General features: G+C 66.1%; 22 protein-coding genes. 5 read left to right on the top strand and 17 right to left on the bottom strand.

The window, feature by feature from the left end:
- Positions 1 to 5 precede the first annotated feature (5 nt).
- The 9 genes from ccoG to ccoN (ACM0M4_RS18720) form a co-directional block, all read right to left on the bottom strand.
- A complete protein-coding gene (ccoG, locus tag ACM0M4_RS18760) occupies positions 6 to 1,421 on the bottom strand; it encodes a cytochrome c oxidase accessory protein CcoG (protein WP_003087288.1) in 1,416 nt (471 codons plus the stop codon).
- 217 nt (positions 1,422 to 1,638) lie between these two features.
- Entirely contained in the window at positions 1,639 to 2,595 is a 957-nt protein-coding gene (gene ccoP, locus ACM0M4_RS18755; protein WP_003087292.1) for a cytochrome-c oxidase, cbb3-type subunit III, read from the bottom strand.
- Complete coding sequence (locus ACM0M4_RS18750) at positions 2,592 to 2,777, bottom strand: CcoQ/FixQ family Cbb3-type cytochrome c oxidase assembly chaperone (RefSeq protein ID WP_003087298.1); 186 nt, start codon at positions 2,775 to 2,777, stop codon at positions 2,592 to 2,594. Before ACM0M4_RS18750 ends, ccoP (ACM0M4_RS18755) begins: the two co-directional genes overlap by 4 nt.
- A 5-nt stretch (positions 2,778 to 2,782) precedes the next feature.
- Positions 2,783 to 3,394, bottom strand: coding sequence for a cytochrome-c oxidase, cbb3-type subunit II (gene ccoO, locus ACM0M4_RS18745; protein ID WP_003087303.1), 612 nt, complete (start codon positions 3,392 to 3,394; stop codon positions 2,783 to 2,785).
- A gap of 14 nt (positions 3,395 to 3,408) precedes the next feature.
- Positions 3,409 to 4,836 carry a cytochrome-c oxidase, cbb3-type subunit I gene (gene ccoN, locus ACM0M4_RS18740; protein ID WP_003087306.1) on the bottom strand — a complete coding sequence of 476 codons (1,428 nt, stop codon included), beginning with the start codon at positions 4,834 to 4,836 and terminating at the stop codon, positions 3,409 to 3,411.
- Positions 4,837 to 5,200: 364 nt separating this feature from the next.
- On the bottom strand, positions 5,201 to 6,127 hold the full coding sequence (gene ccoP, locus ACM0M4_RS18735; protein WP_003087308.1) for a cytochrome-c oxidase, cbb3-type subunit III: 927 nt from the start codon (positions 6,125 to 6,127) through the stop codon (positions 5,201 to 5,203).
- Complete coding sequence (locus ACM0M4_RS18730) at positions 6,124 to 6,309, bottom strand: CcoQ/FixQ family Cbb3-type cytochrome c oxidase assembly chaperone (RefSeq protein WP_003087314.1); 186 nt, start codon at positions 6,307 to 6,309, stop codon at positions 6,124 to 6,126. The genes ccoP (ACM0M4_RS18735) and ACM0M4_RS18730 overlap by 4 nt, the downstream gene beginning before the upstream one ends.
- A 5-nt stretch (positions 6,310 to 6,314) precedes the next feature.
- Entirely contained in the window at positions 6,315 to 6,923 is a 609-nt protein-coding gene (ccoO, locus tag ACM0M4_RS18725; RefSeq protein ID WP_003087318.1) for a cytochrome-c oxidase, cbb3-type subunit II, read from the bottom strand.
- Between the two features lie 10 nt (positions 6,924 to 6,933).
- Positions 6,934 to 8,361: a cytochrome-c oxidase, cbb3-type subunit I gene (ccoN, locus tag ACM0M4_RS18720; protein WP_003087322.1), complete on the bottom strand. Its 1,428-nt coding sequence runs from the start codon at positions 8,359 to 8,361 to the stop codon at positions 6,934 to 6,936.
- 187 nt (positions 8,362 to 8,548) lie between these two features.
- Here ccoN (ACM0M4_RS18720) and ACM0M4_RS18715 point away from each other — a divergent pair, with 187 nt between their 5' ends.
- Together ACM0M4_RS18715 and cprA are read left to right on the top strand one after the other, a co-directional pair.
- Entirely contained in the window at positions 8,549 to 9,181 is a 633-nt protein-coding gene (locus ACM0M4_RS18715) for an alpha/beta hydrolase family protein (RefSeq protein ID WP_003105994.1), read from the top strand.
- 88 nt (positions 9,182 to 9,269) lie between these two features.
- Complete coding sequence (cprA, locus tag ACM0M4_RS18710) at positions 9,270 to 10,427, top strand: cationic peptide resistance protein CprA (RefSeq protein ID WP_003087328.1); 1,158 nt, start codon at positions 9,270 to 9,272, stop codon at positions 10,425 to 10,427.
- 37 nt (positions 10,428 to 10,464) lie between these two features.
- On the opposite strand, the gene ACM0M4_RS18705 is transcribed toward cprA, so the two are convergent.
- Positions 10,465 to 12,030, bottom strand: coding sequence for a methyl-accepting chemotaxis protein (locus ACM0M4_RS18705; RefSeq protein WP_003140182.1), 1,566 nt, complete (start codon positions 12,028 to 12,030; stop codon positions 10,465 to 10,467).
- 372 nt (positions 12,031 to 12,402) lie between these two features.
- On the bottom strand, positions 12,403 to 15,135 hold the full coding sequence (acnA, locus tag ACM0M4_RS18700; RefSeq protein WP_003105996.1) for an aconitate hydratase AcnA: 2,733 nt from the start codon (positions 15,133 to 15,135) through the stop codon (positions 12,403 to 12,405).
- Between the two features lie 326 nt (positions 15,136 to 15,461).
- On the opposite strand from acnA, the gene rlmM reads away from it, so the two are divergent.
- The gene (rlmM, locus tag ACM0M4_RS18695) at positions 15,462 to 16,520 is read left to right on the top strand and encodes a 23S rRNA (cytidine(2498)-2'-O)-methyltransferase RlmM (protein ID WP_003087345.1); all 1,059 of its coding nucleotides are present in this window, start codon (positions 15,462 to 15,464) and stop codon (positions 16,518 to 16,520) included.
- 84 nt (positions 16,521 to 16,604) lie between these two features.
- The gene (tusA, locus tag ACM0M4_RS18690; protein WP_003105999.1) at positions 16,605 to 16,844 is read left to right on the top strand and encodes a sulfurtransferase TusA; all 240 of its coding nucleotides are present in this window, start codon (positions 16,605 to 16,607) and stop codon (positions 16,842 to 16,844) included.
- A 31-nt stretch (positions 16,845 to 16,875) separates the two neighbouring features.
- Here the strand turns inward: tusA and ACM0M4_RS18685 are convergent, their stop codons facing one another.
- From ACM0M4_RS18685 to ACM0M4_RS18660, 6 genes are all read right to left on the bottom strand, one after another.
- Positions 16,876 to 18,186, bottom strand: a complete 1,311-nt coding sequence (locus tag ACM0M4_RS18685) for an NAD(P)/FAD-dependent oxidoreductase (protein WP_003106000.1) — start codon at positions 18,184 to 18,186, stop codon at positions 16,876 to 16,878.
- Between the two features lie 68 nt (positions 18,187 to 18,254).
- Positions 18,255 to 19,619, bottom strand: coding sequence for a glutamine synthetase family protein (locus tag ACM0M4_RS18680; RefSeq protein ID WP_003106001.1), 1,365 nt, complete (start codon positions 19,617 to 19,619; stop codon positions 18,255 to 18,257).
- Positions 19,620 to 19,746: 127 nt separating this feature from the next.
- Positions 19,747 to 19,935, bottom strand: a complete 189-nt coding sequence (locus tag ACM0M4_RS18675) for a hypothetical protein (protein WP_003449842.1) — start codon at positions 19,933 to 19,935, stop codon at positions 19,747 to 19,749.
- A 151-nt stretch (positions 19,936 to 20,086) separates the two neighbouring features.
- Entirely contained in the window at positions 20,087 to 21,484 is a 1,398-nt protein-coding gene (locus ACM0M4_RS18670; protein WP_003104413.1) for an FAD-dependent oxidoreductase, read from the bottom strand.
- A 10-nt stretch (positions 21,485 to 21,494) separates the two neighbouring features.
- Positions 21,495 to 21,848 (bottom strand): RidA family protein, encoded by a 354-nt coding sequence (locus ACM0M4_RS18665; RefSeq protein WP_003104412.1) that lies wholly within the window; start codon positions 21,846 to 21,848, stop codon positions 21,495 to 21,497.
- 55 nt (positions 21,849 to 21,903) lie between these two features.
- Positions 21,904 to 23,265 (bottom strand): MFS transporter, encoded by a 1,362-nt coding sequence (locus ACM0M4_RS18660; RefSeq protein ID WP_003144858.1) that lies wholly within the window; start codon positions 23,263 to 23,265, stop codon positions 21,904 to 21,906.
- Between the two features lie 377 nt (positions 23,266 to 23,642).
- Here ACM0M4_RS18660 and ACM0M4_RS18655 point away from each other — a divergent pair, with 377 nt between their 5' ends.
- Entirely contained in the window at positions 23,643 to 24,524 is an 882-nt protein-coding gene (locus ACM0M4_RS18655; RefSeq protein ID WP_003104408.1) for a LysR substrate-binding domain-containing protein, read from the top strand.
- Positions 24,525 to 24,558 lie beyond the last annotated feature (34 nt).

Here is a 24,558-nt window from a genome sequence, read left to right as displayed (position 1 = left end):
GTTACTCAACGGGTGCGTGGGCCAATGAAGCGACTCTTCGCTTCTTTATGGATGCTCGGGTCGTCGGCCGACTCGATGGTGAAGACGATCTCGTTGGTGGTCGAAGGCAGCTTCTCCGGCTCGATGGACAGTTCCATCGGCAGGTTGAGGATGTCGCCCGCCGCCACCTTCAGCTCGCGCCGGCCTTCCAGGGTCAGGCCTTCGAGACCCTTGGCGCCGAGGATGTAGGTGTGGTCCTGCTGATCCTTGTTCATGATCTTCAGGCTGTACACGTTCTCGATGCGGCCGAGTTCGTTCTCGCGGTAGAGCACGCGGTCCTTGCTGACGTCGAAGCCGACCAGCGGACGCAGGACCACCGCGGTGATCAGGGCGGAGATCATCAGCACCAGGGCGATGGCGTAGCCGATCAGGCGCGGCCGGGCCAGGTGGGTCTTCTGGCCGTTGAGGTTGTGCTCGGTGGTGTAGCTGATCAGCCCTTTCGGGTAGTTCATCTTCTCCATGATGCTGTCGCAGGCGTCGATGCACGCCGCGCAGCCGATGCACTCGATCTGCAGGCCGTCGCGGATGTCGATGCCGGTCGGGCAGACCTGCACGCACATCGTGCAGTCGATGCAGTCGCCCAGGCCCTGGGCCTTGTAGTCGAGGGACTTCTTGCGCGGGCCGCGCTTCTCGCCACGACGCGGATCGTAGGAGACGATCAGGGTGTCCTTGTCGAACATCACGCTCTGGAAGCGCGCGTAGGGGCACATGTAGATGCACACCTGCTCGCGCAGCCAGCCGGCGTTGCCGTAGGTGGCCAGGGTGAAGAAGCCGACCCAGAAGTAGGCCCAGCCGTCGGCCTGGCCGGTGAGCAGCTCGGGAATCAGCTCGCGGATCGGCGAGAAGTAGCCGACGAAGGTCAGGCCGGTGACCAGGCCGATCAGCAGCCACAGGCTGTGCTTGGCGGTCTTGCGCAGCAGCTTGTTGCCGCTCATCGGAGCCTTGTCCAGCTTGATGCGCTGGTTGCGGTCGCCTTCGGTGACCTTCTCGCACCACATGTAGATCCAGGTCCACACGCTCTGCGGGCAGGTATAGCCACACCAGACGCGACCGGCGAACACGGTGATGAAGAACAGGCCGAAGGCGCAGACGATCAGCAGCCAGGACAGCAGCATGAAGTCCTGCGGCCAGAAGGTGGCGCCGAAGATATAGAACTTGCGCTCGGGTAGGTCCCACCAGACGGCCTGGCGGCCGCTCCAGTTGAGCCAGACGGTACCGAAGTAGAGGAGGAAGAGCGCCGCACCGCCCACCATGCGCAGTCGGCGGAAGATACCGGTGAAGGCCCGGGTGTAGATCTTCTCGCGCTTGGCGTAGAGATCGTTGTTATTGGTGTCGCCCTTGGCAGGCGGGGTGACGTCTTGAACGGGAATCTGTTTGCTCATCAGTGCGTACCACGGCAGTGGGGGGCGCCCGGCCGGTACATGCCGACAGGGTCAGAAAATAGTTGCACGCCTACTGATTATACGCCTGATCTATCAGGCTTTTTGCGGTAACTGTGCGACTTTTGGTCGCGTATTGTCCCATTCGCGCTTTTCTTTTGCACAAAATAAAACGGCGCCGGGGTTGCCGGCGCCGTCTGGGTCGTGGGGGAGGGAGCGCTTATTCGGCGCTCTTCTCGCCGTGCGACAGGCTGTATACGTAGGCGGCCAGCAGGTGCACCTTGTCGTTGCCCAGGTGTTCCTGTTGCGCCGGCATCACACCCTGGCGACCGTAGCGGATGGTCTGCTGCAGTTGCGCGAAGCTGGAGCCGTAGATGAACGCGCCGGGGTGGGTCAGATCGGGAGCGCCCATCGCCGGGGTGCCCTTGCCTTCCGGACCGTGGCAGGCGACGCAGGTGGTAGCGAAGACCTGCTTACCGGCCTCGATGTCCGCCTTGGCGCCTTCCGGCAGCTTGCGGCCATCCATCTGGGTGAGGACGAAAGCGGCGACGTTCTTCACGCCTTCCTCGCCGATCACTTCACCCCAGGCCGGCATGGCGGCGTGGCGGCCAGCCATGATGGTGGTCTTGATGGTTTCCGGCTCGCCGCCCCAGCGCCAGTCGGCGTCGGTCAGGTTGGGGAAGCCGTAGGCGCCCTTGGCGTCGGAGCCGTGGCAGATCGAGCAGTTGGAGGCGAACAGGCGACCGCCCATTTTCACCGCCTGCGGATCCTTGGCGACTTCCTCGATGGGCATCGCGGCGAACTTGGCGAAGATCGGGCCGTATTTCTCGTCGGCCTTGGCCATTTCCTTTTCCCACTGGTGGACGCCGGTCCAGCCTTTTTCCTTGTCGGCGAATTCGTCGGCGGACTGGTAGCCCGGCATCAGGCCTTTCCAGGTGCCCAGGCCCGGGTACAGGGCCAGGTACCCCACGGCGAACACCAGGGTGCCGACGAACAGCATGAACCACCACTTCGGCAGCGGGTTGTCGTACTCCTCGATGCCGTCGTAGGAGTGGCCCACGGTCTCGTCGGTGGTGCTGCTGCGCTGGCCCTTGCGGGTGGCGAAGATCAGCCAGGTCAGCGCCAGCAGGGTGCCGAGGGTGAGAGCTGTAATGTACAGACTCCAGAAGGTCGTCATTCTTTGTTACTCCTAGAAGCTTGCTCGACGTGCTTTTTGGCTTCGGGATCGTCTGCGAAGGGCAGCATCGTCGCTTCGTCGAAGCTCTTCTTGCGCTTGCCGCTGTAGGCCCAGATCACCAGGCCGATGAAGGCGACCATGATCACCACGGTGCCCAGTCCACGCAGAGTCCCGATATCCATCACACTCACCGTTTGCTCTTGATAGAGGTTCCCAGGCCTTGAAGGAACGCCACCAGGGCGTCCATCTCGGTCTTGCCCTTCACGGCTTCACGTGCACCGGCGATGTCCTCGTCGGTGTAAGGCACGCCCAGCTTGCGCAGGACTTCCATCTTGGTGGCGGTGTCCTTGCCATCAAGCTTGTTCTCTACCAGCCACGGGTAGGCAGGCATCTTCGACTCGGGCACCACGTTGCGCGGGTTGTACAGGTGCGCGCGGTGCCAGTCGTCGGAGTAACGGCCGCCGACGCGGGCCAGGTCCGGGCCGGTACGCTTGGAACCCCACAGGAACGGGTGGTCCCAGACGCTTTCACCGGCGACCGAGTAATGGCCGTAGCGTTCGGTCTCGGCACGGAACGGACGGACCATCTGCGAGTGGCAGCCGACGCAGCCTTCGCGGATGTAGATGTCGCGACCTTCCAGTTCCAGGGCGGTACGCGGCTTCATGCCTTCGACCGGGGTATTGGTCACGTCCTGGAAGAACAGCGGAACGATCTGGGTCAGGCCGCCGATGCTGACGGCGATCACCATGAAGATGGCCAGCAGGCCGACGTTCTTCTCGAGTATTTCGTGGTTCTTCATTTACGTCGGGCTCCTCAGGCGATCTGCGCGGCGGCTTCGTATTCGGCCGGCTTGGCAGCACGCACGGTGCGCCAGGTGTTGTAGGCCATCAGCAGCATGCCGGTGAGGAAGAAACCACCGCCGATCATGCGCACGATGAAGCCCGGGTGGCTTGCGACCAGTGCTTCAACGAAGGAGTAGGTCAGGGTGCCGTCCTCGTTGACCGCGCGCCACATCAGGCCTTGGGTGATGCCGTTGACCCACATCGAGGCGATGTACAGCACGGTGCCGATGGTGGCCAGCCAGAAGTGCGCGTTGATCAGGCCGATGCTGTGCATCTGCGGGCGACCGAAGACTTTCGGGATCAGGTGGTAGAGCGAGCCGATGGAGATCATCGCCACCCAGCCGAGGGCGCCGGCGTGCACGTGGCCGATGGTCCAGTCGGTGTAGTGGGAGAGGGCGTTGACGGTCTTGATCGCCATCATCGGGCCTTCGAAGGTGGACATGCCGTAGAAGGCCAGGGATACCACCAGGAAGCGCAGGATCGGGTCGGTGCGCAGCTTATGCCAGGCGCCGGAGAGGGTCATCATGCCGTTGATCATGCCGCCCCAGCTCGGTGCCAGGAGGATCAGCGACATCACCATGCCCAGCGACTGCGCCCAGTCCGGCAGCGCGGTGTAGTGCAGGTGGTGCGGGCCGGCCCAGATGTACAGGGAGATCAGCGCCCAGAAGTGGACGATGGACAGGCGATAGGAATAGACCGGACGCTCGGCCTGCTTGGGCACGAAGTAGTACATCATGCCGAGGAAGCCGGTGGTCAGGAAGAAGCCCACGGCGTTGTGCCCGTACCACCACTGGACCATCGCATCGGTGGCGCCGGAGTAGGCGGAGTAGGACTTGAACCAGCTCACCGGCAGCGACATGTGGTTGACGATGTGCAGCATCGCCGTCACCAGGATGAAGGCACCGTAGAACCAGTTGCCCACATAGATGTGCTTGACCTTGCGCTTGACGATGGTGCCGAAGAACACGATCGCGTAGGTGATCCAGACGATCGCCAGGAGGATGGCCAGCGGCCATTCCAGTTCGGCGTATTCCTTGGAGGTGGTGAAACCCTGCGGCAGGGTCAGCACGGCGCCCACGATCACGGCCTGCCAACCCCAGAAGGTGAAGGCCGCCAGCGTGTCTGAAATCAGTCGGGCTTGCGAGGTACGTTGCACCACGTAGTACGAGGTGGCGAAGAGGGCGCACCCACCGAAGGCGAAGATCACCGCGTTGGTGTGCAGGGGGCGAAGGCGGCCGAAGCTCGTCCACGGCAGGTCGAAGTTCAATTCGGGCCATACCAGTTGGGCGGCGATCAGGACACCGAGACCCATTCCAATGACCCCCCAGACCACCGTCATAACGGCGAACTGGCGGACCACCTTATAGTTATAAGCAGTCTGACTGATTGCTGTGCTCATGCTAGGGGTTCCACGGTTAATGGACTTTTTTAGGGACAAAAAATCGGCGGCAAGTATGGAGAAAGCGGGTGGGCATTGCAACGCGCCAGGCCAGGGGCGACGCCAGTTTGATGCCTGCTTCAGAGCGCTTTCCAAGGCGGCCGTATGGCTTTTTGGCGCTATCCGGGCGAGTGGGTTCGGCCGGTGAAGTTAGGTGTCCCGTCGCTCTGCCGGAGAGGGACGAATGCAGAGCAGCTTAGACGCGATTGAAAAGGAAGGGTAGGAAAGGCGTCCGCTGGTGCGACACTTCGTCGCGCCGCCTGGGACTAAGGTCTGAGACCGGGGGAAGGACCCGCGCCCGGGAGGGCGCGGGTGGGGGGAGGGGTCAGTTGCTGCCCTGGTTGTGCGACAGGTTGTAGATGTAGGCGGCCAGGATGTGCACCTTTTCCTTGCCCAGGTAGGGCTCCTGGGCCGGCATCTGGCCCTGGCGGCCATGGCGGATGGTTTGTTGGAGCTGGGCGTAGCTGGAGCCGTAGATGAACGCGCCGGGGTTGGTCAGGTTCGGCGCGCCGACCAGGGCGGTACCCTTGCCTTCCGGGCCGTGGCAGGCGACGCAGTTGACCGAGAAGATCTGCTTGCCGGCCTCGACGTCGGCCTTGGTGCCTTCCGGCAGCTTCAGCCCGGCGAGTTCGGTGCGGACGTAGGCGGCGACGTTCTTCACCCCGTCTTCGCCGAGGATGTCGCCCCAGGCCGCCATGATCGCGTGGCGACCGCCGAGGATGGTGGTCTCGATGCTCTGCGGGTCACCGCCCCAGCGCCACTCGTTGTCGGCCAGGTTGGGGAAGCCGAGGGCGCCCTTGGCGTCGGAACCGTGGCAGATCGAGCAGTAGGTGGCGAACATGCGGCTGCCCATCTTCATGGCGTGCTCGTCCTTGGCCACTTCCTCGATGGGCATGGCGGCGTACTTGGCGAAGATCGGCCCGTACTTCTCCTGGGCGATGTTCATCTCGCGTTCCCACTGCTTGTCCTGGGTCCAGCCGCCCTCGTAGCCCGGCAGCACGCCTTTCCAGTTACCCAGGCCCGGGTACAGGACCAGGTAGCCGACGGAGAAGACGATGGTGCCGATGTACAGCATGAACCACCACTTCGGCAGCGGATTGTCGTACTCCTCGATGCCGTCGTAGGAGTGGCCCATGGTCTTTTCGGTAGTACCCTTGGCCTCGCCCTTGCGGGTGGCGAAGACCAGCCAGAGCAGGGCGATCAAGGTACCGACGGTAAGAGCTGTGATGTACAGACTCCAGAAGGTGGTCATTCTTTGTTACTCCTAGAAGCTTGCTCGACGTGCTTTTTGGCTTCGGGATCGTCTGCGAAGGGCAGCATCGTCGCTTCGTCGAAGCTCTTCTTGCGTTTGCCGCTGTAGGCCCAGATCACCAGACCGATGAAGGCGACCATGATCAGCAGCGTGCCGAGTCCTCGCAGCGTCCCGATATCCATTGCCGTCACCGTTTGTTCTTGATCGAGGTGCCGAGCACCTGCAGGTAGGCGACCACGGCGTCCATCTCGGTCTTGCCTTTCAGCGAGTCCTTGGCGCCCTTGATGTCTTCGTCGGTATAGGGCACGCCGAGGGTGCGCATCACTTCGAGCTTCTTCTCGATGTCCTTGCCGTCGAGCTTGTTCTCCACCAGCCACGGGTAGGCCGGCATCTTCGACTCGGGCACCACGTTGCGCGGGTTGAACAGGTGTGCGCGGTGCCAGTCGTCGGAGTAGCGGCTACCGACGCGGGCCAGGTCCGGACCGGTACGCTTGGAACCCCACAGGAAGGGGTGGTCCCAGACGCTCTCGCCGGCCACCGAGTAGTGGCCGTAGCGTTCGGTTTCGGCGCGGAACGGACGGATCATCTGCGAGTGGCAGCCGACGCAGCCTTCGCGGATATAGATGTCGCGGCCTTCCAGTTGCAGCGCGGTATAGGGCTTCATGCCTTCGACCGGGGTGTTGGTCACGTCCTGGAAGAACAGCGGCACGATCTGGGTCAGGCCGCCGATGCTCACGGCCACGGCCATGCATAGCGCCAGCAGGCCGACGTTCTTCTCGAGTATTTCGTGTTTCATGCTCGGCTCCTCAGGCGATCTGTGCGGCGGCTTCGTATTCGGCCGGCTTGGCGGCACTGACGGTGCGCCAGGTGTTGTAGGCCATCAGGAACATGCCGAGCAGGAAGATGAAACCGCCGAGCATGCGCACGATGAAGCCGGGGTGGCCGGCGGCCAGCGCTTCGACGAAGGAGTAGGTCAGGGTGCCGTCCTCGTTGACCGCGCGCCACATCAGGCCCTGGGTGATGCCGTTGACCCACATCGAGGCGATGTAAAGCACGGTACCGATGGTGGCCAGCCAGAAGTGCGCGTTGATCAGGCCCAGGCTGTACATCTTCTCGCGGCCGAAGACCTTCGGGATCAGGTGGTAGAGCGAGCCGATGGAAACCATCGCGACCCAGCCGAGGGCGCCGGCGTGTACGTGGCCGATGGTCCAGTCGGTGTAGTGGGAGAGGGCGTTGACGGTCTTGATCGCCATCATCGGGCCTTCGAAGGTGGACATGCCGTAGAACGCCAGGGACACCACCAGGAAGCGCAGGATCGGGTCGCTGCGCAGCTTATGCCAGGCGCCCGAGAGGGTCATCATGCCGTTGATCATGCCGCCCCAGCTCGGCGCCAGGAGGATCAGCGACATCACCATGCCCAGCGACTGCGCCCAGTCCGGCAGCGCGGTGTAGTGCAGGTGGTGCGGGCCGGCCCAGATGTACACCGCGATCAGCGCCCAGAAGTGGACGATGGACAGGCGGTAGGAGTAGACCGGACGCTCGGCCTGCTTGGGCACGAAGTAGTACATCATGCCGAGGAAGCCGGCGGTGAGGAAGAAGCCCACGGCGTTATGCCCGTACCACCACTGGACCATGGCGTCGGTGGCGCCGGCGTACAGCGAGTAGGACTTGGTGAAGGTCACCGGCAGCTCGAGGTTGTTCACCACGTGGAGCATGGCGACGGTGAGGATGAACCCGCCGAAGAACCAGTTGCCCACATAGATGTGCTTGACCTTGCGCTTGACCAGGGTGCCGAAGAACACCACCGCGTAGGCGACCCAGACCACCGTGATCAGGATGTCGATCGGCCATTCCAGCTCGGCGTACTCCTTGGACGAGGTGTAGCCCAGCGGCAGGCTGATGGCGGCCAGCAGGATCACCAGTTGCCAGCCCCAGAAGGTGAAGGAGGCGAGGGTGTCGGAGAACAGTCGCACCTGGCAGGTGCGCTGCACCGCGTAGTAGCTGGTGGCGAACAGTGCGCAACCGCCGAAGGCGAAGATCACCGCGTTGGTGTGCAGCGGGCGCAGGCGGCCGAAGCTCGTCCACGGCAAGCCGAAGTTCAGGTCGGGCCATACCAGCTGGGCGGCGATCAGGACACCGACGGTCATGCCGACGATGCCCCAGACCACGGTCATGATGGCGAATTGGCGGACCACCTTGTAGTTATAGGCGGACTCTGGGTTAGTGGTGCTCATGCTATGGGCTTCCATCCACGGTTATACGCTATGGCTTTTTCCGGCAGTTGGGATGCCGGGCGTCCCCCCATTGGGGCTGGTCTAATTGGCGTAATTAGCGAGAGGAAGCATGGATAATGGGGCGTTATGAAATATTGATCGGGATCAATTGGCTTCCCGACCCCCACTGCATACGAGGTGTGGCAAGTTGTCGCTGAAATGGAACCGCCCGGCCGGCTCGCTGTCGGCCACCCTGATTCTCGCCCATGGCGCCGGGGCGCCGATGGACAGCCCGTTCATGGAGCGCATCGCCGAACTGCTCGCCGCCCAGGGCATCGCCGTCGCGCGCTTCGAGTTTCCCTACATGGCCCAGCGCCGCGAGGACGGCCGCAAGCGTCCGCCGAATCCGCAGGCGCAGTTGCTCGACTGCTGGCGGCGAGTCCATGCGCAGGTCCGCGAGACCCTGGACGGGCCCTTGGCCCTGGGCGGCAAGTCGATGGGCGGGCGCATGGCCAGCCTGCTGGCCGACGAGCTGGGCGCGGATGCCCTGGTCTGCCTCGGCTACCCGTTCTACGCCGCCGGCAAGCCGGAGAAGCCGCGGGTCGCGCACCTCGCCGGGCTGCGCACGCCGACCCTGATCGTCCAGGGCGAGCGCGACGCCCTGGGCAACCGCGAGGCGGTGGCGGGCTATGCGCTGGCGCCGACGATCCGCCTGCACTGGCTGGCCGCGGCGGACCACGACCTCAAGCCGCTGAAGGCCTCCGGCCTGACCCACGAGCAGCACCTGGCGGCAACGGCGCGGGAGGTGGCCGGCTTCCTTCGCGGGCTCCAGGGCCATTAACGGTTCCTTAAGGCATCCCCTCATAAGCTGCGGCGCAACCACCCTCGCATCGAGGCGTGGGCGACTGACTTCTCTGAGGGGGGAAGACATGAACATGCATGCCGACGGTGAGCAGATCACCGCTATCGATACCCGCGAACGCATCCTGCTGACGGGGGCCACCGGCTTTCTCGGCGGTTCGGTCGCCGCCCAGCTGATCGCCGCCGGGCACGGCGCCAACCTGTCCTTCCTGGTCCGCGCCGAATCCCGCCAGCAGGGGCTCGAACGCCTGCGCGGCAACCTGCTGATGCATGGCGTCGACGAAGCCGACTGCCTGGCACTGCGGGCGGAGCAGATCCTCTGCGGCGATTTCCTCGACACCTCCTGGCTGGCCCGCGAGACGCCGCGCCTGATGCAGGTGGAGCGGGTGATCAATTGCGCCGCCGTGGCGTCGTTCTCGAAGAACCCGACCATCTGGCCGGTCAACGTCGACGGCACTTTCGCCTTCGCCGACGTGCTGAGCCGTTCGAAGCGACTGAAGCGTTTCCTCCACGTCGGTACCGCGATGTGCTGCGGACCGCAGCGAGAGTCGCCGATCAGCGAGTCCTGGGAATTCCCGGCGGCGGAGCAGCAACTGGTGGACTACACCGCGTCCAAGGCGGAAATCGAGCGGCGCATGCGCGAGGAACTGCCGGGCCTGCCCCTGGTGGTGGCGCGGCCATCCATCGTGGTGGGCCACCGTACCCTTGGCTGCCAGGCCTCCGGCAGCATCTTCTGGGTCTTCCGCATGGGCTTCGCCCTGGAAAGCTTCACCTGCGGCCTGGACGAGCAGATCGACGTGATTCCGGTCGACTACTGCGCCGAGGCGCTGATCGGCCTGGCGCTGAAGCCGTGCCTGGGGCACAGCCTCTATCATATCTCCGCCGGCCATCGCGCGGCCTGCACCTTCGGCGAGATCGACGAGGCCTTCGCCCGCGCCAACGGGGCGGCGCCGGTAGGCGAGCGCTACCGCAAGGTGGAGGTGGACGACCTCAAGGAACTGGCGAAGAGCTTCGAGTCGCGCATCGGCCCGGCCAATCCGCGTCTGGTCCTGCGCGCGTTGCGCTTGTACAGCGGCTTTGCCGACCTCAACTACCTGTTCGACAACAGCCGTCTGCTGGAGGAGGGAATCTCCGCGCCGCCGCGCTTCACCGACTACCTCGACGTCTGCGTGCAGTCGTCAAGCGCGGTGAGCATCCCGGCGCAGATGCAATGGGACTTCAAGTGACGGCAGGTGCGGGGAGCTTCCTCCCCGCGGCCTGATCTCAGCGGTTGAAGCGCTCGACCAGGGAATACTGGCTCTGCGCGGTGGTGGTCAGTTCCTCGCTCAGTTTCGCCGTGCGCAGCGCCTCGTCGGAGGTCTGCTCGGCCAGGGCGGCGATGGTGCTGATGTTGCGGTTGATTTCCTCGGCCACCGCGCTCTGTTCCTCCGCGGCAGCGGCGATCTGGGTGGTCATCTCGGTGATGTTGCTGACCGCCTCGCTGATGCCGACCAGCGCGCTGTCGGCTTCCAGCACCCGCTGGACCCCGGCTTCGGCCTGCTGCAGGCCGCTCTCCATGGTATGTACCGCATCGTTGGCGGTGTTCTGCAACTTGGCGATCAGGTGGTGGATCTGCTCGGTGGAGGCCGCGGTGCGTTGCGCCAGCGAGCGCACTTCGTCGGCCACCACGGCGAAGCCGCGTCCCTGGTCGCCGGCCCGCGCCGCCTCGATGGCGGCGTTGAGAGCGAGCAGGTTGGTCTGGTCGGCGATGCCCTTGATCACATCGACCACGCCGCCGATCTCGTTGCTGTCCTGGGCCAGGCGACTCACCGCGGCCCCGGTCTCGCCCACCGACTCCGACAGGCGCTGGATGGCGTTGCGCGTCTCCGCGGCGATGTCGCGGCCGCGCGAGGTCAGTTCGTTGGCCTTCTGTGTGGCGTCGGCGGTCAACTGGACGTTGTTCGCCACTTCCTGGGTGGTGGCGGCCATCTCGTTGACCGCGGTGGCCACCTGTTCGGTCTCTGCGCGCTGCTGTTCCAGACCGGCGGAGCTGTGGTGGGCCAGGGTGTCGGCCTGGCGCGCCTGTTCGGTGAGGTATTCGGCGGTGTCCTGCAGGCGTGTCAGGCAGGTCTTCAGGCGCGCGTCCTGGCTGAGGATGGCCATTTCCAGGCGCGCCTGCTCGCCGCGGCTGTCGGTGTACATCTGCGCGATCAGCGGGTCGGAGGTGGTCTGTTCGGCGAGCCGCATCAGGCGCTTCAGCCCGCGCTTCTGCCAGCGCAGTCCGGCCAGGCCGAGCGGAACGGCGAGCAGGCCGGCGAGGATGAAGCCCCACCAGGAGTTCAGCCAGATACCGATGAGGAAGCCGATCTGGCTGATCAGGATGAACGGCAGCCAGTCGAGCAGTACCGGCAGCCAGCGGTCGCGCCGGGGGATCGCCGGCTTGCCGGCGCCGAGGCGACGGTAGAGGGCCTCGGCGCGCTGGATCTGTTCGGCGGTCGGCTTGACCCGCACCGACTCGTAGCCGACCACCGCGCCCTGGTCGTAGATCGGCGTGACATAGGCGCTGACCCAGTAGTGGTCGCCGTTCTTGCAGCGGTTCTTGACGATCCCCATCCACGGGCGGCCGGCTTTGAGGGTGGTCCACATGTGGGCGAACACCGCCGGCGGGACGTCGGGGTGACGGATCAGGTTGTGCGGCGCGGACATCAGCTCCTCGCGACTGAAGCCGCTGATGTCGATGAAGGCTTCGTTGCAGTAGGTGATGATGCCTTTGAGATTGGTGGTGGTGATCAGGCGTTGTTCCGCCGGATAGACGCGCTCGTGCTGGGTGATGGGCTGATTGTTGCGCATGGGCCTTCCAAAACAAGTGAAGCATTTACCTCTGCATCGGCGAAAACGCCTTTCACATGAGGGATTTGTGAATGCTTTCACGAGGAAAAACAGATAGCTATTGACCCAAAGCATGAGAACCGACCACGTGGTCGGATAGATGGCGGATTCGCTGATGGAGGTCAATGCGTTACGGTTTCGTGTCGTTCCCGGCGGCGCGCATGGGCTGGGGAGGGGCCTGGCGGATAAGCGCGAGGCGGCCATCCGCCGGTCCTGCGGGGTATCGGCGGATGACGCCGGGGCGTCGTTCGCCCTGCGAAGCGCCCGCGGCCCCGGGCGCCGGAATGAAAAAGGGGTGGCCGAAGCCACCCCTCCGCGCGTACCGCCGCTGCCTCAGAGCATGCTGCGCAGCACGTAGTGGAGGATGCCGCCGGCCTTGAAATACTCGACCTCGTTGAGGGTGTCGATGCGGCAGAGGACCTTGAAGCTGTCCTGGCTGCCGTCCTCGCGGGTCACTTCCACGCTGAGCGGCATGTGCGGCTTGAGTTCGCCGCCGAGGCCGCGGATGTTCAGCACCTCCTTGCCGGTCAGCTTCAGGCTCTTGCGGTCCTGGCCGTTCTCGAACTGCAACGGCAGCACGCCCATGCCGACCAGGTTGGAGCGGTGGATGCGCTCGAAGCTCTCCGCGATCACCGCCTTCACGCCCAGCAGGTTGGTACCCTTGGCCGCCCAGTCGCGCGACGAGCCGGTGCCGTATTCCTTGCCGGCGACGATCACCAGCGGGGTGCCGTCCTCCTGGTAACGCATGGCCGCGTCGTAGATCGCCAGTTTCTCGCCGCTGGGCACGTACAGGGTATTGCCGCCTTCCTCGCCGCCGAGCATCTCGTTCTTGATGCGGATGTTGGCGAAGGTGCCGCGCATCATCACCTCATGGTTGCCGCGACGGGAGCCGTAGGAGTTGAAGTCCTTCGGTTCCACGCCGTGCTCGCGCAGGTAGCGGCCGGCCGGGCTGTCGGCCTTGATGTTGCCGGCAGGGGAGATGTGGTCGGTGGTCACCGAGTCGCCCAGCACCGCCAGCACCCGCGCCTGCTCGACGTCGGCGATGGCCGGCGGCGCCTCGGCGATGTGTTCGAAGAAGGGTGGATGCTGGATGTAGGTGGAGTCGGCCTGCCACTCGTAGGTGTCCGACTGCGGCACCTGGATCGCCTGCCATTTCTCGTCGCCGGCGAAGACCTCGGCGTACTCCTTGTGGAACATCTCGGTGTCGACCTTCTGGATCGCCTCGGCGATTTCCTTCTGGCTCGGCCAGATGTCCTTCAGGTAGACCGGCTGGCCGTCCTTGCCGGTGCCCAGCGGTTCCTCGCTGAGGTTGATCCGCACGCTGCCGGCCAGGGCGTAGGCCACCACCAGCGGCGGCGAGGCCAGCCAGTTGGTCTTCACCAACGGGTGCACGCGGCCTTCGAAGTTGCGGTTGCCGGAGAGTACCGAGGCGACGGTCAGGTCGGCCTGCTGGATGGCTTTCTCGATCGGCTCCAGCAGCGGGCCGGAGTTGCCGATGCAGGTGGTGCAGCCGTAGCCGACCAGGTCGAAGCCGAGTTCGTCGAGGTAGCGGGTCAGGCCGGCAGCCTTGAAGTAGTCGGTGACCACCTTGGAGCCCGGCGCCAGCGAACTCTTCACCCAGGGCTTGCGTTGCAGGCCTTTTTCCACCGCCTTCTTCGCCAGCAGGCCGGCGGCCATCATCACGCTGGGGTTGGAGGTGTTGGTGCAGGAGGTGATGGCGGCGATCACCACCGCGCCGTTCTTCAGGCGGTGGGTCTGGCCGTCGTGCTGGTAGTCGATCTCGCCGAAGGCGGCGTTGGCGCCGACCGCGGTGCCGCCGCCGCCCTCGCTGAGCAGGCGGCCTTCTTCGGTGCTGGAGGGATGCAGTTGCAGGCCGAGGAACTCGTTGAAGGCGCTGGCGACGTTCTGCAGGGCCACGCGGTCCTGCGGGCGCTTCGGTCCGGCCAGGCTGGCCTCGACTTCGCCCATGTCCAGGTGCAGGGTGTCGGTGAACACCGGCTCGTGGCCCTTCTCGCGCCACAGGCCCTGTTCCTTGCTGTAGGCCTCGACCAGCTTGACCGTGCTTTCCGGACGTCCGGACAGGCGCAGGTAGCCGAGGGTGATCTCGTCCACCGGGAAGAAGCCGCAGGTGGCGCCGTATTCCGGGGCCATGTTGGCGATGGTGGCGCGGTCCGCCAGGGGCAGGTCGGCCAGGCCGTCGCCGTAGAACTCGACGAATTTCCCCACCACGCCCTTCTTGCGCAGCATCTGCGTGACGGTCAGCACCAGGTCGGTGGCGGTGATGCCCTCGCGCAGCTTGCCGGTGAGCTTGAAGCCGATGACCTCGGGGATCAGCATCGATACCGGCTGGCCGAGCATGGCGGCTTCCGCCTCGATGCCGCCGACGCCCCAGCCGAGCACGCCGAGGCCGTTGATCATGGTGGTGTGGGAGTCGGTGCCGACCAGGGTGTCGGGGAAGGCGTAGGTCCTGCCATCCTCGTCCTTGGTCCAGACCGTGCGGCCCAGGTACTCCAGGTTGACCTGGTGGCAGATGCCGGTGCCCGGCGGTACCACGCTGAAGTTGTCGAAGGCGTTCTGGCCCCAGCGCAGGAAGGCGTAGCGTTCGCCGTTGCGCTGCATCTCGATCTCGACGTTCTGTTCGAAGGCCGATTCGCTGGCGAACTTGTCGACCATCACCGAGTGGTCGATGACCAGGTCCACCGGCGACAGCGGGTTGATCTTCTGCGGGTCGCCGCCGGCCTTGGCCATGGCCGCGCGCATGGCGGCCAGGTCGACCACCGCGGGCACCCCGGTGAAGTCCTGCATCAGGACCCGCGCCGGGCGGTACTGGATCTCGCGGTCGGAACGGCGCTCCCTGAGCCAGCCGGCGAGGGCCTTGAGGTCGTCGCCGGTGACGGTGCTGCCGTCCTCCCAGCGCAGGAGGTTTTCCAGCAGGACCTTCAGCGACATCGGCAGCTTGCCGAGATCGCCCAGGGTCCGGGCGGCTTCCGGGAGGCTGTAGTAGTGGTAGGTCTTGCCGTCCACAGCGAGACTGCGAAGGGTTTTCAGGCTGTCCAAAGCAGGCATTTCTGATTTCCTCACGGCGGGCCCGGGGGCGGCGGGCCTGGCCTCGTCCTGACGCCAGGCCCGTCGTCGAGCCGATAGTGCCTGGCTTCGCCCGGGACCCGCGGCGTCCGCGGACGCCAGGGTGCCGTTACCTCGGTAATGCGCGGTGGCCCGATCCCATCGGTACCGGCCGCTGGCGAGAGTCAGACTTTGGGATAGCGTTGTTCGAAACCTTCAAGCTAGACCGGCTCGAGGGCTCCTGCCATATACACTGGACCGACGAACGGTCGCTGCAGTTCCCTTGAGGCATGCCCGGCACTATAGTGCGCGGCCAAGGAGACAACCCCATGAATACCCTGTTGATGCACTGCCGGCCAGGCTTCGAAGGTGAAGTCTGCGCCGAAATCGCCGAGCATGCAGCCACTCTCGAGATTCCCGGCTACGCCAAGAGCAAGCCGGCCAGCGCCCACGTCGAGTTCGTCTGCCAGGACGCCGACGGCGCCGAGCGCCTGATGCGCCGCCTGCGTTTCGCCGACTTGATCTTCCCGCGCCAGTGGGCGCGCGGGCCCGGCTTCATCGAATTGCCGGAAAGCCAGCGCATCGAGGTACTGCTGGCGGAGCTGGCGAGTTATCCGGTTTGCGGCAGCCTCTGGCTGGAGGTGCTGGACACCAATGCCGGCAAGGAGGTGTCGACCTTCTGCCGCAAGTTCGAGAAACCGCTGCGCGCGGCGCTGGTGAAGGCCGGGCGGTTGCAGGAGGACCCGGCGCTGCCGCGCCTGCTGCTGACCTTCCGCTCCGGCCGGGAAGTCTTCGTCGGCCTCGCCGAGCCGCGCAACAGCGCGCTCTGGCCGATGGGCATCCCGCGCCTGAAGTTTCCCCGCGAGGCGCCGAGCCGTTCGACGCTGAAGCTGGAGGAAGCCTGGCACCAGTTCATCCCGCGCAGCGAATGGGACAAGCGCCTGGCGCCGGACATGCTCGCCGTGGACCTCGGTGCGGCGCCGGGCGGCTGGACCTGGCAACTGGTTAACCGGGAGATGCGGGTGACCGCCGTGGACAACGGGCCGATGGCGGAGAACCTGATGTATTCCGGGCTGGTCGACCACCAGAAGGTCGACGGCTACCAGTACCGCCCGCGCCAGCGGGTCGACTGGATGGTCTGCGACATCGTCGAGAAGCCGGCACGCACCGGTGCGTTGATCGAGACCTGGATCGGCGAAGGGCTTTGCCGCGAGGCGGTGGTCAACCTCAAGCTGCCGATGAAGCAGCGCTATGCCGAGGTGCGCAAGATCCTCCAGCGCCTGCGCGAGAGCTTTGACGCGCGCGGCCTGAAGGTAGCGATCGGCTGCAAGCAGCTGTATCACGACCGCGAGGAAGTGACCTGCCATCTACGCCGCCTCGAACGCTGAGGGGCGGCGGCATTCCGGCCGGGGACAGGTGACCGGCCGCGCCGCATGCGCGACAATGCGCGGATTCTGTTGCGGAGTTTCCCGATGACCCATTCTGTCGACGCCATTCTCGACGCCACCGGCCTGAACTGTCCCGAGCCGGTGATGATGCTGCACAACAAGGTCCGCGACCTGGCGCCCGGCGGCCTGCTCAAGGTGATCGCCACCGATCCCTCGACCCGCCGCGACATCCCCAAGTTCTGCGTGTTCCTCGGCCACGAGCTGGTCGAGCAGCAGGAAGAGGCGGGCACCTATCTCTACTGGATCCGCAAGAAGGCCGACTAGGCCTTCCGCGGATCCCGCCATCCCTCGCGCTTCAGCGCAGCTTCTCCATGAGCTGGTAGTACCACATCCCGGCGGCCAGCATCGGATTGCCGAAGAGGTCGCCCAGCGGCACCCTGAGGTGCTTGCAACGGGCGAAGGTGTCGAACTGCTCCAGGCTCCCGCTCATCGCCTTGGCCATGATCTCGCCCATGATGTGGCTGGTGGCCACGCCATGCCCCGAGTAGCCCTGGCAGTACCAGACGTTGTCGGAGAGCTTGCCGAGCTGGGGGATCCGGTTCATCACGATGCCCATGGCGCAACTCCACTGGAACTCGATCTCCACGCCCTTCAGGCGCGGGAAGGTGCGCTCGATGCATGGCCGCAGCTCGGCGGCGATGTCCCGCGAGTCGCGGCCCGAGTAGTTGGCGCCGCCACCGAACAGCAGGCGGCCGTCGGCGGTGGGGCGGTAGTAATCGAGGACGAAGCGGCAATCGTAGACCGCCAGCCCCTGCGGGTTGATCTCCCGTGCCAGCTCGCCCAGCGGCCGGGTGGTAACGATTCCGCCCATGGCCGGGAAGATCATCCCCTTGAGCTGCCTGCGTTCGAGCTTGTGGTAGACATCGCCGGCAAGCAGGATCTGCTGCGCCTCGATCCTTCCCTCGCGGGTAATCACCGCCGGCCGCGGGCCGTGGACGATATCCAGCACCTCGGAATGTTCGAAGATCAGAGCGCCGAGGCCGGCCGCCGCCCTGGCCTCGCCGATGCACAGGTTGAGCGGGTGCAGGTGCATGTTGCGGGTGTTCTTCAGCGCGCCGCAGTACAGCTCGGTCTCCAGGTGGGCCTGGACGCCGGCCTTGTCCAGCAGGACCACCTGGTCGCCCATGCCGCGGCGCACCGCCTCCTCGTAGGAGGCCTGCAGCTCGCCCATGTGGCTGGCCTTCATCGCCGCGTGCAGGTGGCCATGGCGAAGGTCGCAGGCGATGCCGTACTTCTCCACCCGCTGGCGGATGATCTCGTGGCCGCGCCAGCGCAGGTGCCAGATGAAGTCCTCGACCTCGGCGCCCAGCCATTGGCGCATCTGCTTGTGCATCGCCGCGTCGCCGGACAGGCTGCCGGTGACCTGGCCGCCGTTGCGCCCGCTGGCGCCCCAGCCGATGCGATGGGTCTCGACCAGGGCTACCTTGTAGCCACGCTCGGCCAGTTCGACCGCCGTGGCGACGCCGGTGAAGCCGCCGCCGATGATGGCGATGTCGACCGTCACCGCGCCCAGCAGGGTCGGATAGTCGGTTTCCTCGTTGAGCGTGGCGGCGTAGTAGGACGGCGCGCGTTCCGCGGCCGGACGGGGATGGATTGCTGCGTTCATCGGGTATTCCTTGTTCCAGTGCGGAGCGTCCTGCCGGCGCGCCGCCGTATGCGGGCGGGTCCGGGATCTCAGGCCTGGGTCAGGTACCAGCGCCAGTCCTGCTCGCCGACCTCGCCCATGAATTGCCGGTATTCCGCGCGCTTCACCGCCAGGTAGACGCCGAGGAACGGCTCGCCGAAGGCTTCCCGCGCCCACTCGGAGCCTTGCAGGGTATCGAGGGCGGTCAGCCAGTCGGTGGGCAGGCGCTTGCCGGCCTGGGCGTAGCCGTTGCCCTCCACCGGCGCACCCGGATCGATGCCTTCGCGGATGCCGCGGTGGACCCCGGCGAGGAGCGCCGCGGCGGCCAGGTAGGGGTTGGCGTCGGCGCCGCAGATGCGGTGCTCGATATGCCGACTGGAGGCCGGGCCGCCCGGCACGCGCAGGCTCACGGTGCGGTTGTCGACGCCCCAGGTCTGCGCCAGCGGCGCGTAGCTGTTGGCCTGGAAGCGCCGGTAGGAGTTGGCGTTGGGACAGAACAGCAGGAGCGAGTCGAGCAGGCTGGCGAGCATGCCGCCGACCGCCTGGCGCAGCAACGGCGTGCCGGCGGGGTCGTCGCTGGCGAACAGGTTGTGGCCTTGTTCGTCGGCCAGGCTGACGTGCAGGTGCATGCCAGTGCCGGCCAGGTCGTCGAACGGCTTGGCCATGAAGCAGGCGAGCATCCCGTGCTTGTGCGCGATGCCCTTGACCAGGCGCTTGTAGCGGATCGCCTGGTCCATGGCGGCGAGGGCGTCGCCGTGGTCGAGGGTGATTTCCACCTGGCCCGGGGCATATTCCGAGATCGCCGTGCGTGCCGGCAGGCCCTGCGCCTTGCAGGCGGCATAGAGGTCGGCGAGGAACGGCTCGATCTGCTCCAGTTCGCGCAGGCCGTAGACCTGGGTCGCCCGTGGGCGGCCGCCATCGGCGTCGCGGGCCGGTTGCGGGCGGCCGTTGGCGTCGCGCTCACGGTCGAGCAGGTAGAACTCCAGCTCGGCGGCCATCACCGGGTGATAGCCCTCGCTCTTCAGCGCGTCGATGGTTCGCACCAGGAGGTGCCGCGGATCGGCGACGCTGGCGGGCAGGCCCTCGCTCGGGTGCATGCTGACCTGCACCGCCGCCGTCGGGATCTGTCGCCAGGGCAGGCGCACCAGGCTGCCGGACAGGGGGTAGGCGCGGCAGTCGATGTCGCCGACGTCCCAGACCAGGCCGGAGTCCTCGACGTCCTCGCCGTTCATCGTCAGCCCGAGGATGGTGCTCGGCAGCGGCCGGCCGCTGCGGTAGACGGCCAGCAGCTCGTCGCGGTGCAGCAGCTTGCCGCGCGGCACGCCGTTGGCGTCGAGAATGAACAGTTCGAAGAGTTCGATGTCGGGGTTGGCGGCCAGGAAATCCTGGGCTTCTTGTTCGCAGGCGAAGTTCATGGGGCTCTCTTGTCGGTCTTGTCCGGTAGCGTCGCGACGCTCGCAGCGGCGCTCCGGCGACGGCAGCGTCGCGGAACGGCATGCAAGCGGCAGGCCGGCCCCGCCGTTGCGCGGGGCCGGAGGGATATCAGGCGTGACGAGCGTCCGGCGGACGCGCGTGGCGGCAATGCCAGAGCGCCCAGAAGGCCAGTTCGAGAGGGAGGGAGAGCGGCTCCAGTTCCAGCCAGCGGCTGTGCTTGCGGGGTAGACGCGCGGGCGTTCCGGCCGGGTTGGCGGAAGGCTGGTAGGGCAGGGTGCGCGTCGTCGGTAGGTGCATGAAGGAAAACTGGGCCAGGGGTTGGAACAGCCTCGCACAGGCTGACGGGTGAATTAAATGCGCTTTTTACGACCTTTGCTTGAGCGAAATCGAAACCGAAGGAAAAAGAAGGGCGCCCCCGAATGGGCTGAAGAGACGCCCGGAAAGCGGCTCAACCCTTGTCGGCCTTGCCCGCGGCGGCGGCGAACCTGGCCAGGCGTACGTCGAGATGACGCGGGCGCCGGCCGGCGTCTTCGGCGTGCTCCTTGCGACGGATCGCGTTGCGCACCATCAGCGAACCGACATAGCGGATCGGCTCCGGCGGGAAGCGGCCGAGCGGCCCCTGGGTCAGCGGCGAACGGGTCCAGGGATTGTCCAGGCCGAGCGCCAGCGAAGAAAGGATCTGCCCGCCCATGTGGCATGGACCGACGCCGCTGCCGGAGTAGCCGAAGCCGTAGAACACATTGTCGCGGCCGTCGAGCCGGCCGAAGAACGGCAGGCCGGTCACCGAGCGATCCGACGGACCGTTCCAGCTGGCCTCGATGGCGACCTCGGCTAACTCGGGGAAGAACTCCCGCAAACTGCCGCGCAGTTGTCCGAGATACGGCGAGGGGCGGTCGAACACCGGCAGCATGCGTCCGCCGTAGGCGAAGGTGTTGCCGCCCTTGCCGAGCATCAGCCGGCCGTCCGGGGTGTTGTGGTAGTAATGCACGAAGATCCGTGAGTCGAGCACGCTGACCCCGCTGGTCAGGCCGATCTCCTGCAACAGGTCTGGTCGTGGCTCGGTGATGAGCATGTCGCTGGAGACGATCGCCACGCTGCGTTCGAACTGCGGGAAGGCCCTCGCCATCCAGGCGTTCAGCGCCAGCACCACGCGGCCGGCGACGACCCGCCCGTGGGGGGTGACCACTTCCGCCGGGCGGCCGTGCTCCAGTCCTCGCATCGGCGTGCCTTCGTACAGGCGTACCCCCAGTTGCAGGGCGACCCGGCGCAGGCCGCGAACCAGCTTGCCTGGTTGCACCGTCGCGGCAGCCGGCGAGAACCAACCCTCCAGGTGCCTGCGCGAGCCGGCCAGGCGCTGCACGTCGGCCAGCGGGCGCTTGGCGAAGGAGTTGATGCCGTGGCGCTCCAGAGCGGCGATCACGCTGTCGGTGCTGCCGACCTGGGCCGGGTTGGTTGCGGTATAGAGGGTGCCGTCCAGCCGGTAGTCGGCCTCGACGTCGTAGCGCTGGCAGAAGGCGCCGATGGCCCGGATGCTGTCCTCGGAGGCCTTGACCAGGCGGATCGCCTCGGTTAGTCCGAACAGCCGTTCCAGGGTGAAGAACTTGGCCGACCAGGACAGCGCGCAGCCGCCGTTGCGGCCGCTGGCGCCGGCGCCGCAGAGATCGGCCTCGACCAGCACCACGTCGAGCCCGGGATCGTGCTCCTTGAGCATGATGGCGGTCCACAGGCCGGTGTAGCCGCCGCCGACGATGCACACGTCGGCGCGGGTATCCCCGGCCAGCGGCGGGCAGGGTGCTGCATGTTCGGAGCGTAGGGCCTGGTCCAGCCAGAAGGGTCGGAAGGTCATGGCTGTGCTCTCACTGCGGGCGGGCGGCGACGACGATCATTTCCACCCGCCAGCGCGGGTCGATCAACTCGGCCAGGCTACAGGCGCGGGTCGGCGCCCGGCCTTCGGGAAACCACTGGTCCCAGACCTGGTTGAGACCGGCGTAGTCCTCCCGGTGGGCTAGCAGTATGCGTACCGAGAGCACCTGGCCGCGGTCGCTGCCGACGCTCTGGAGCAGCCGGTCGATGTTCTCCAGGATCTGGCGGGTCTGGTCCTGGATGTCACCGCTGGGGTCGTCTGCGACCTGGCCGCCGATGTAGACCGTGTTGCCGTGCAGGGCCATCTCGGCCCGACGCTTGACGACTTCGAAACGTTCGATATGCATGAGGGGGTTCCCGGTTCGTGGAGAAGGACGCGGCGGAGGTTCCCGCCGCGGACGGTCAGGAGCGGATGGGACGGAAGTCCGCCAGGCTGGGGATATTCCGCAGGCTTTCCCGTGCGCCGCCGGGCCGGCTGTTCCAGTGCGGGAGGAGCACCGCGGTGGCGATCAGGGCTGCGATGGTGAAGCCGATGAACACCGTGTAGGTGTCGAAATAGCCGGGCAACAGACCGCCGAGGATCGCGCCCACCGAACCGCAGCCATTGACGAAGCCGGAGGCGGTGCCGGCGGCCTCGCTGGTGCCGAAGTCGATGGCGGCGGAGCCGCAGATCATCGAGTCCGGGCCGTACAGGGTCAGTCCCATCATGAACAGCAGGCCGACCACTATCGGAATGCTGCCGGTGGTCATCGCCGGGACGAACAGCGCCAGGCAGACGGTCAGCGCCAGCAGGCTGATCACGCAGGCCGGCATGCGCCGTGCGCCGAACAGCTTGTCCGAGGCGAAGCCGATCAGGATCGGGCCGAGCAGGCCGGCTACCTCGAAGGCGGTGGGAACGATCGCCGCGCCGACCTTGCCGAGCGCCGGCATGCGTTCGTAGACGATCACCGGTCCCCACAGGAGGATCGCGTAGCGCGCCGGCTTGAGCAGGAAGTAGGCCAGGCCGAGGCAGAGCACCGTGCGGTTGCGCACCACCTTGGCGAGCACCTGCAGGCTGCCGCCGTTGCCGCCTTCCGGCCTGAAGCCGGCATAGCGCACGGCTTCGCTCGCGGCCTGCGGTTCGACGGGAGGATGGCCGACGTCTTCCGGGCGGTTGCGCTGCAACAGCAGGAACAGCAGGGCCACGCCGCCGACCACCGCGGCGCTGGAGTAGAACGCCGCGTGCCAGGTACCGAACACGCTGTACGCCCACCAGCCGGCGAACGGCGAGGCGACCAGGCCGCCGAAGGCGTAGCAGGTACTCCACAGGCCGAGCACCCGACCGCGTTCGTGGGTGGCGAAGAAACTGCCGATGTTCTTGCACAGCCCCGACCAGCCGGTGGACTGCGCCAGTCCCTGGACCACCATGCAGGTCGCGAAGATCGGCAGGGTGGCGAAGGTGCCCATGACCAGCGCGGCCAGTGCGGAGATCAGCAGGCCGCCGAACACCACGATGCGCGGGCCGAAGCGGTCGGCCAGCACGCCCCAGGTGAACTGGCCGACGGCATAGGCGGCGAGATAGATGGCGTCGAGATCGGCCATCGCCATCTTGTCCAACTGGAAGTCCGGATCTTCGGCGATGCCGAGCTTGGCGACGGAAAAGGCCTTGCGGGTGAAATAGAAGGCGGCGTAGGCCAGCCAGGTGATCGCGAATATCTGCAGGCGCCAGCGCTGGAAGCTGGACACGGGAGAGGACGGCAGCGCCGTCCCGGGACGTTGATTCATGGATCTGACCTCGATCTTGTTATCGGTGCCGGCAGGTGTGAGGGGAACACGCCTTGTTGTTGTTCTGATGAGCACTTCCGCACCGCCATGTCGCGGTGCCTGGTCAGAGGTATCTGGAGTCGGCTTCACCTCCTGGGTAAGGGTTGCGGCTGCCCTGGCAGGGGCTGGCTGCCGAGGCGCTGGCGCGCTGTGGTGAAGCGATGGAAACAATTCCGGATAAATAAATGAAATCGATTTATCAAATTTTAAATATAAGTTTTACTTGTTTGTCCGTAAGCCTGGCGCGGCGTGGGTCGAGGAAGTTGACCGAACGGTCATTCCCGTGTGCGCCGCCCATGGCGCGGAACCCCTTGTCCTGCCTGGAATGGTGAAGGTCCATGTCGGTATCCCATGCACAGTTGAAGGCTTTCCATGCGGTCGCCGTGTACGGCAGCTTCACGCGCGCCGCCGAGCGCCTGTTTCTCACCCAGCCGGCGGTTTCCGACCAGGTGCGCAAGCTGGAGGAGCGTTACGGCGTGCTGCTGTTCCACCGTAACAAGCGCTCGGTGCGCCTGAGCGAACTGGGCGAGCGCCTGCTCGCGGTGACCCAGCGGCTGTTCGCGATCGAGGCCGAGGCGGAGGAGCTGTTGTCCGCCTCCAGCGCCCTGCAGACCGGCACCCTGACCCTGGCGGTGGATGCGCCGGTGCACGTATTGCCGCAGATCGCGCGTTTCTGCGAGCGCTATCCGGGCATCGCGGTGCGGGTGGAGACCGGCAATACCGACGAGTCTCTGCAGCGACTGTTCAGCTACCAGGCCGACCTGGCCCTGTTGGGCCGGGACGTCAGCGACGAGCGGTTGCTTTCGCTGACCCTGCGCAACGACCCGATCGTCGCCTTCGTTTCGCTCAGCCATCCGTGGGCCGGGCGCGAGTCGATCCGGCTCGCCGATCTCGACGACATGCCGCTGGTGCTGCGCGAGCAGGGCTCGGTGACCCGCCAGACCCTGGAGGAGGAGATGAGCCGCGCCGGCCTGCGGATCCGTCCGGCGATCCAGGTCGAGGGCCGCGAGGCCTCGCGCGAGGCGGTGGTGGCGGGGATCGGCGTGGGGGTGGTGTCGGCCGCGGAGTTCGGCGCCGACACGCGGGTCCATGCGCTACCCATCGTCGATTGCCAGCGACGCCTGACCGAGACCCTGGTGTGCCTGCGCGAACAGCGTTCGCGGCGGATCGTCGAGACCTTCCTCGACCTGGTCGGCGAGGACCTGCCGGCGCCGAGCTAGGGCGCGGCTTCGCGCAAGCGAAAAAAAGCCCGGC

Source organism: Pseudomonas sp. 18-147, from assembly GCF_051048045.1.
Taxonomy (GTDB): Bacteria; Pseudomonadota; Gammaproteobacteria; order Pseudomonadales; family Pseudomonadaceae; genus Pseudomonas; species Pseudomonas aeruginosa.
Note: the sequence above shows the minus strand (reverse complement) of the source record. Positions and strands in the feature narration are given on the sequence as shown.

What these genes read in the sequence shown, in the direction of transcription:
- ccoG (WP_003087288.1), bottom strand. Translation starts at nt 1,421, where the DNA reads ATGAGCAAACAGATTCCCGTTCAAGACGTCACCCCGCCTGCCAAGGGC.
- ccoP (WP_003087292.1), bottom strand. Translation starts at nt 2,595, where the DNA reads ATGACGACCTTCTGGAGTCTGTACATTACAGCTCTCACCCTCGGCACC.
- ACM0M4_RS18750 (WP_003087298.1), bottom strand. Translation starts at nt 2,777, where the DNA reads ATGGATATCGGGACTCTGCGTGGACTGGGCACCGTGGTGATCATGGTC.
- ccoO (WP_003087303.1), bottom strand. Translation starts at nt 3,394, where the DNA reads ATGAAGAACCACGAAATACTCGAGAAGAACGTCGGCCTGCTGGCCATC.
- ccoN (WP_003087306.1), bottom strand. Translation starts at nt 4,836, where the DNA reads ATGAGCACAGCAATCAGTCAGACTGCTTATAACTATAAGGTGGTCCGC.
- ccoP (WP_003087308.1), bottom strand. Translation starts at nt 6,127, where the DNA reads ATGACCACCTTCTGGAGTCTGTACATCACAGCTCTTACCGTCGGTACC.
- ACM0M4_RS18730 (WP_003087314.1), bottom strand. Translation starts at nt 6,309, where the DNA reads ATGGATATCGGGACGCTGCGAGGACTCGGCACGCTGCTGATCATGGTC.
- ccoO (WP_003087318.1), bottom strand. Translation starts at nt 6,923, where the DNA reads ATGAAACACGAAATACTCGAGAAGAACGTCGGCCTGCTGGCGCTATGC.
- ccoN (WP_003087322.1), bottom strand. Translation starts at nt 8,361, where the DNA reads ATGAGCACCACTAACCCAGAGTCCGCCTATAACTACAAGGTGGTCCGC.
- cprA (WP_003087328.1), top strand. Translation starts at nt 9,270, where the DNA reads ATGAACATGCATGCCGACGGTGAGCAGATCACCGCTATCGATACCCGC.
- ACM0M4_RS18705 (WP_003140182.1), bottom strand. Translation starts at nt 12,030, where the DNA reads ATGCGCAACAATCAGCCCATCACCCAGCACGAGCGCGTCTATCCGGCG.
- acnA (WP_003105996.1), bottom strand. Translation starts at nt 15,135, where the DNA reads ATGCCTGCTTTGGACAGCCTGAAAACCCTTCGCAGTCTCGCTGTGGAC.
- rlmM (WP_003087345.1), top strand. Translation starts at nt 15,462, where the DNA reads ATGAATACCCTGTTGATGCACTGCCGGCCAGGCTTCGAAGGTGAAGTC.
- tusA (WP_003105999.1), top strand. Translation starts at nt 16,605, where the DNA reads ATGACCCATTCTGTCGACGCCATTCTCGACGCCACCGGCCTGAACTGT.
- ACM0M4_RS18685 (WP_003106000.1), bottom strand. Translation starts at nt 18,186, where the DNA reads ATGAACGCAGCAATCCATCCCCGTCCGGCCGCGGAACGCGCGCCGTCC.
- ACM0M4_RS18680 (WP_003106001.1), bottom strand. Translation starts at nt 19,619, where the DNA reads ATGAACTTCGCCTGCGAACAAGAAGCCCAGGATTTCCTGGCCGCCAAC.
- ACM0M4_RS18675 (WP_003449842.1), bottom strand. Translation starts at nt 19,935, where the DNA reads ATGCACCTACCGACGACGCGCACCCTGCCCTACCAGCCTTCCGCCAAC.
- ACM0M4_RS18670 (WP_003104413.1), bottom strand. Translation starts at nt 21,484, where the DNA reads ATGACCTTCCGACCCTTCTGGCTGGACCAGGCCCTACGCTCCGAACAT.
- ACM0M4_RS18665 (WP_003104412.1), bottom strand. Translation starts at nt 21,848, where the DNA reads ATGCATATCGAACGTTTCGAAGTCGTCAAGCGTCGGGCCGAGATGGCC.
- ACM0M4_RS18660 (WP_003144858.1), bottom strand. Translation starts at nt 23,265, where the DNA reads ATGAATCAACGTCCCGGGACGGCGCTGCCGTCCTCTCCCGTGTCCAGC.
- ACM0M4_RS18655 (WP_003104408.1), top strand. Translation starts at nt 23,643, where the DNA reads ATGTCGGTATCCCATGCACAGTTGAAGGCTTTCCATGCGGTCGCCGTG.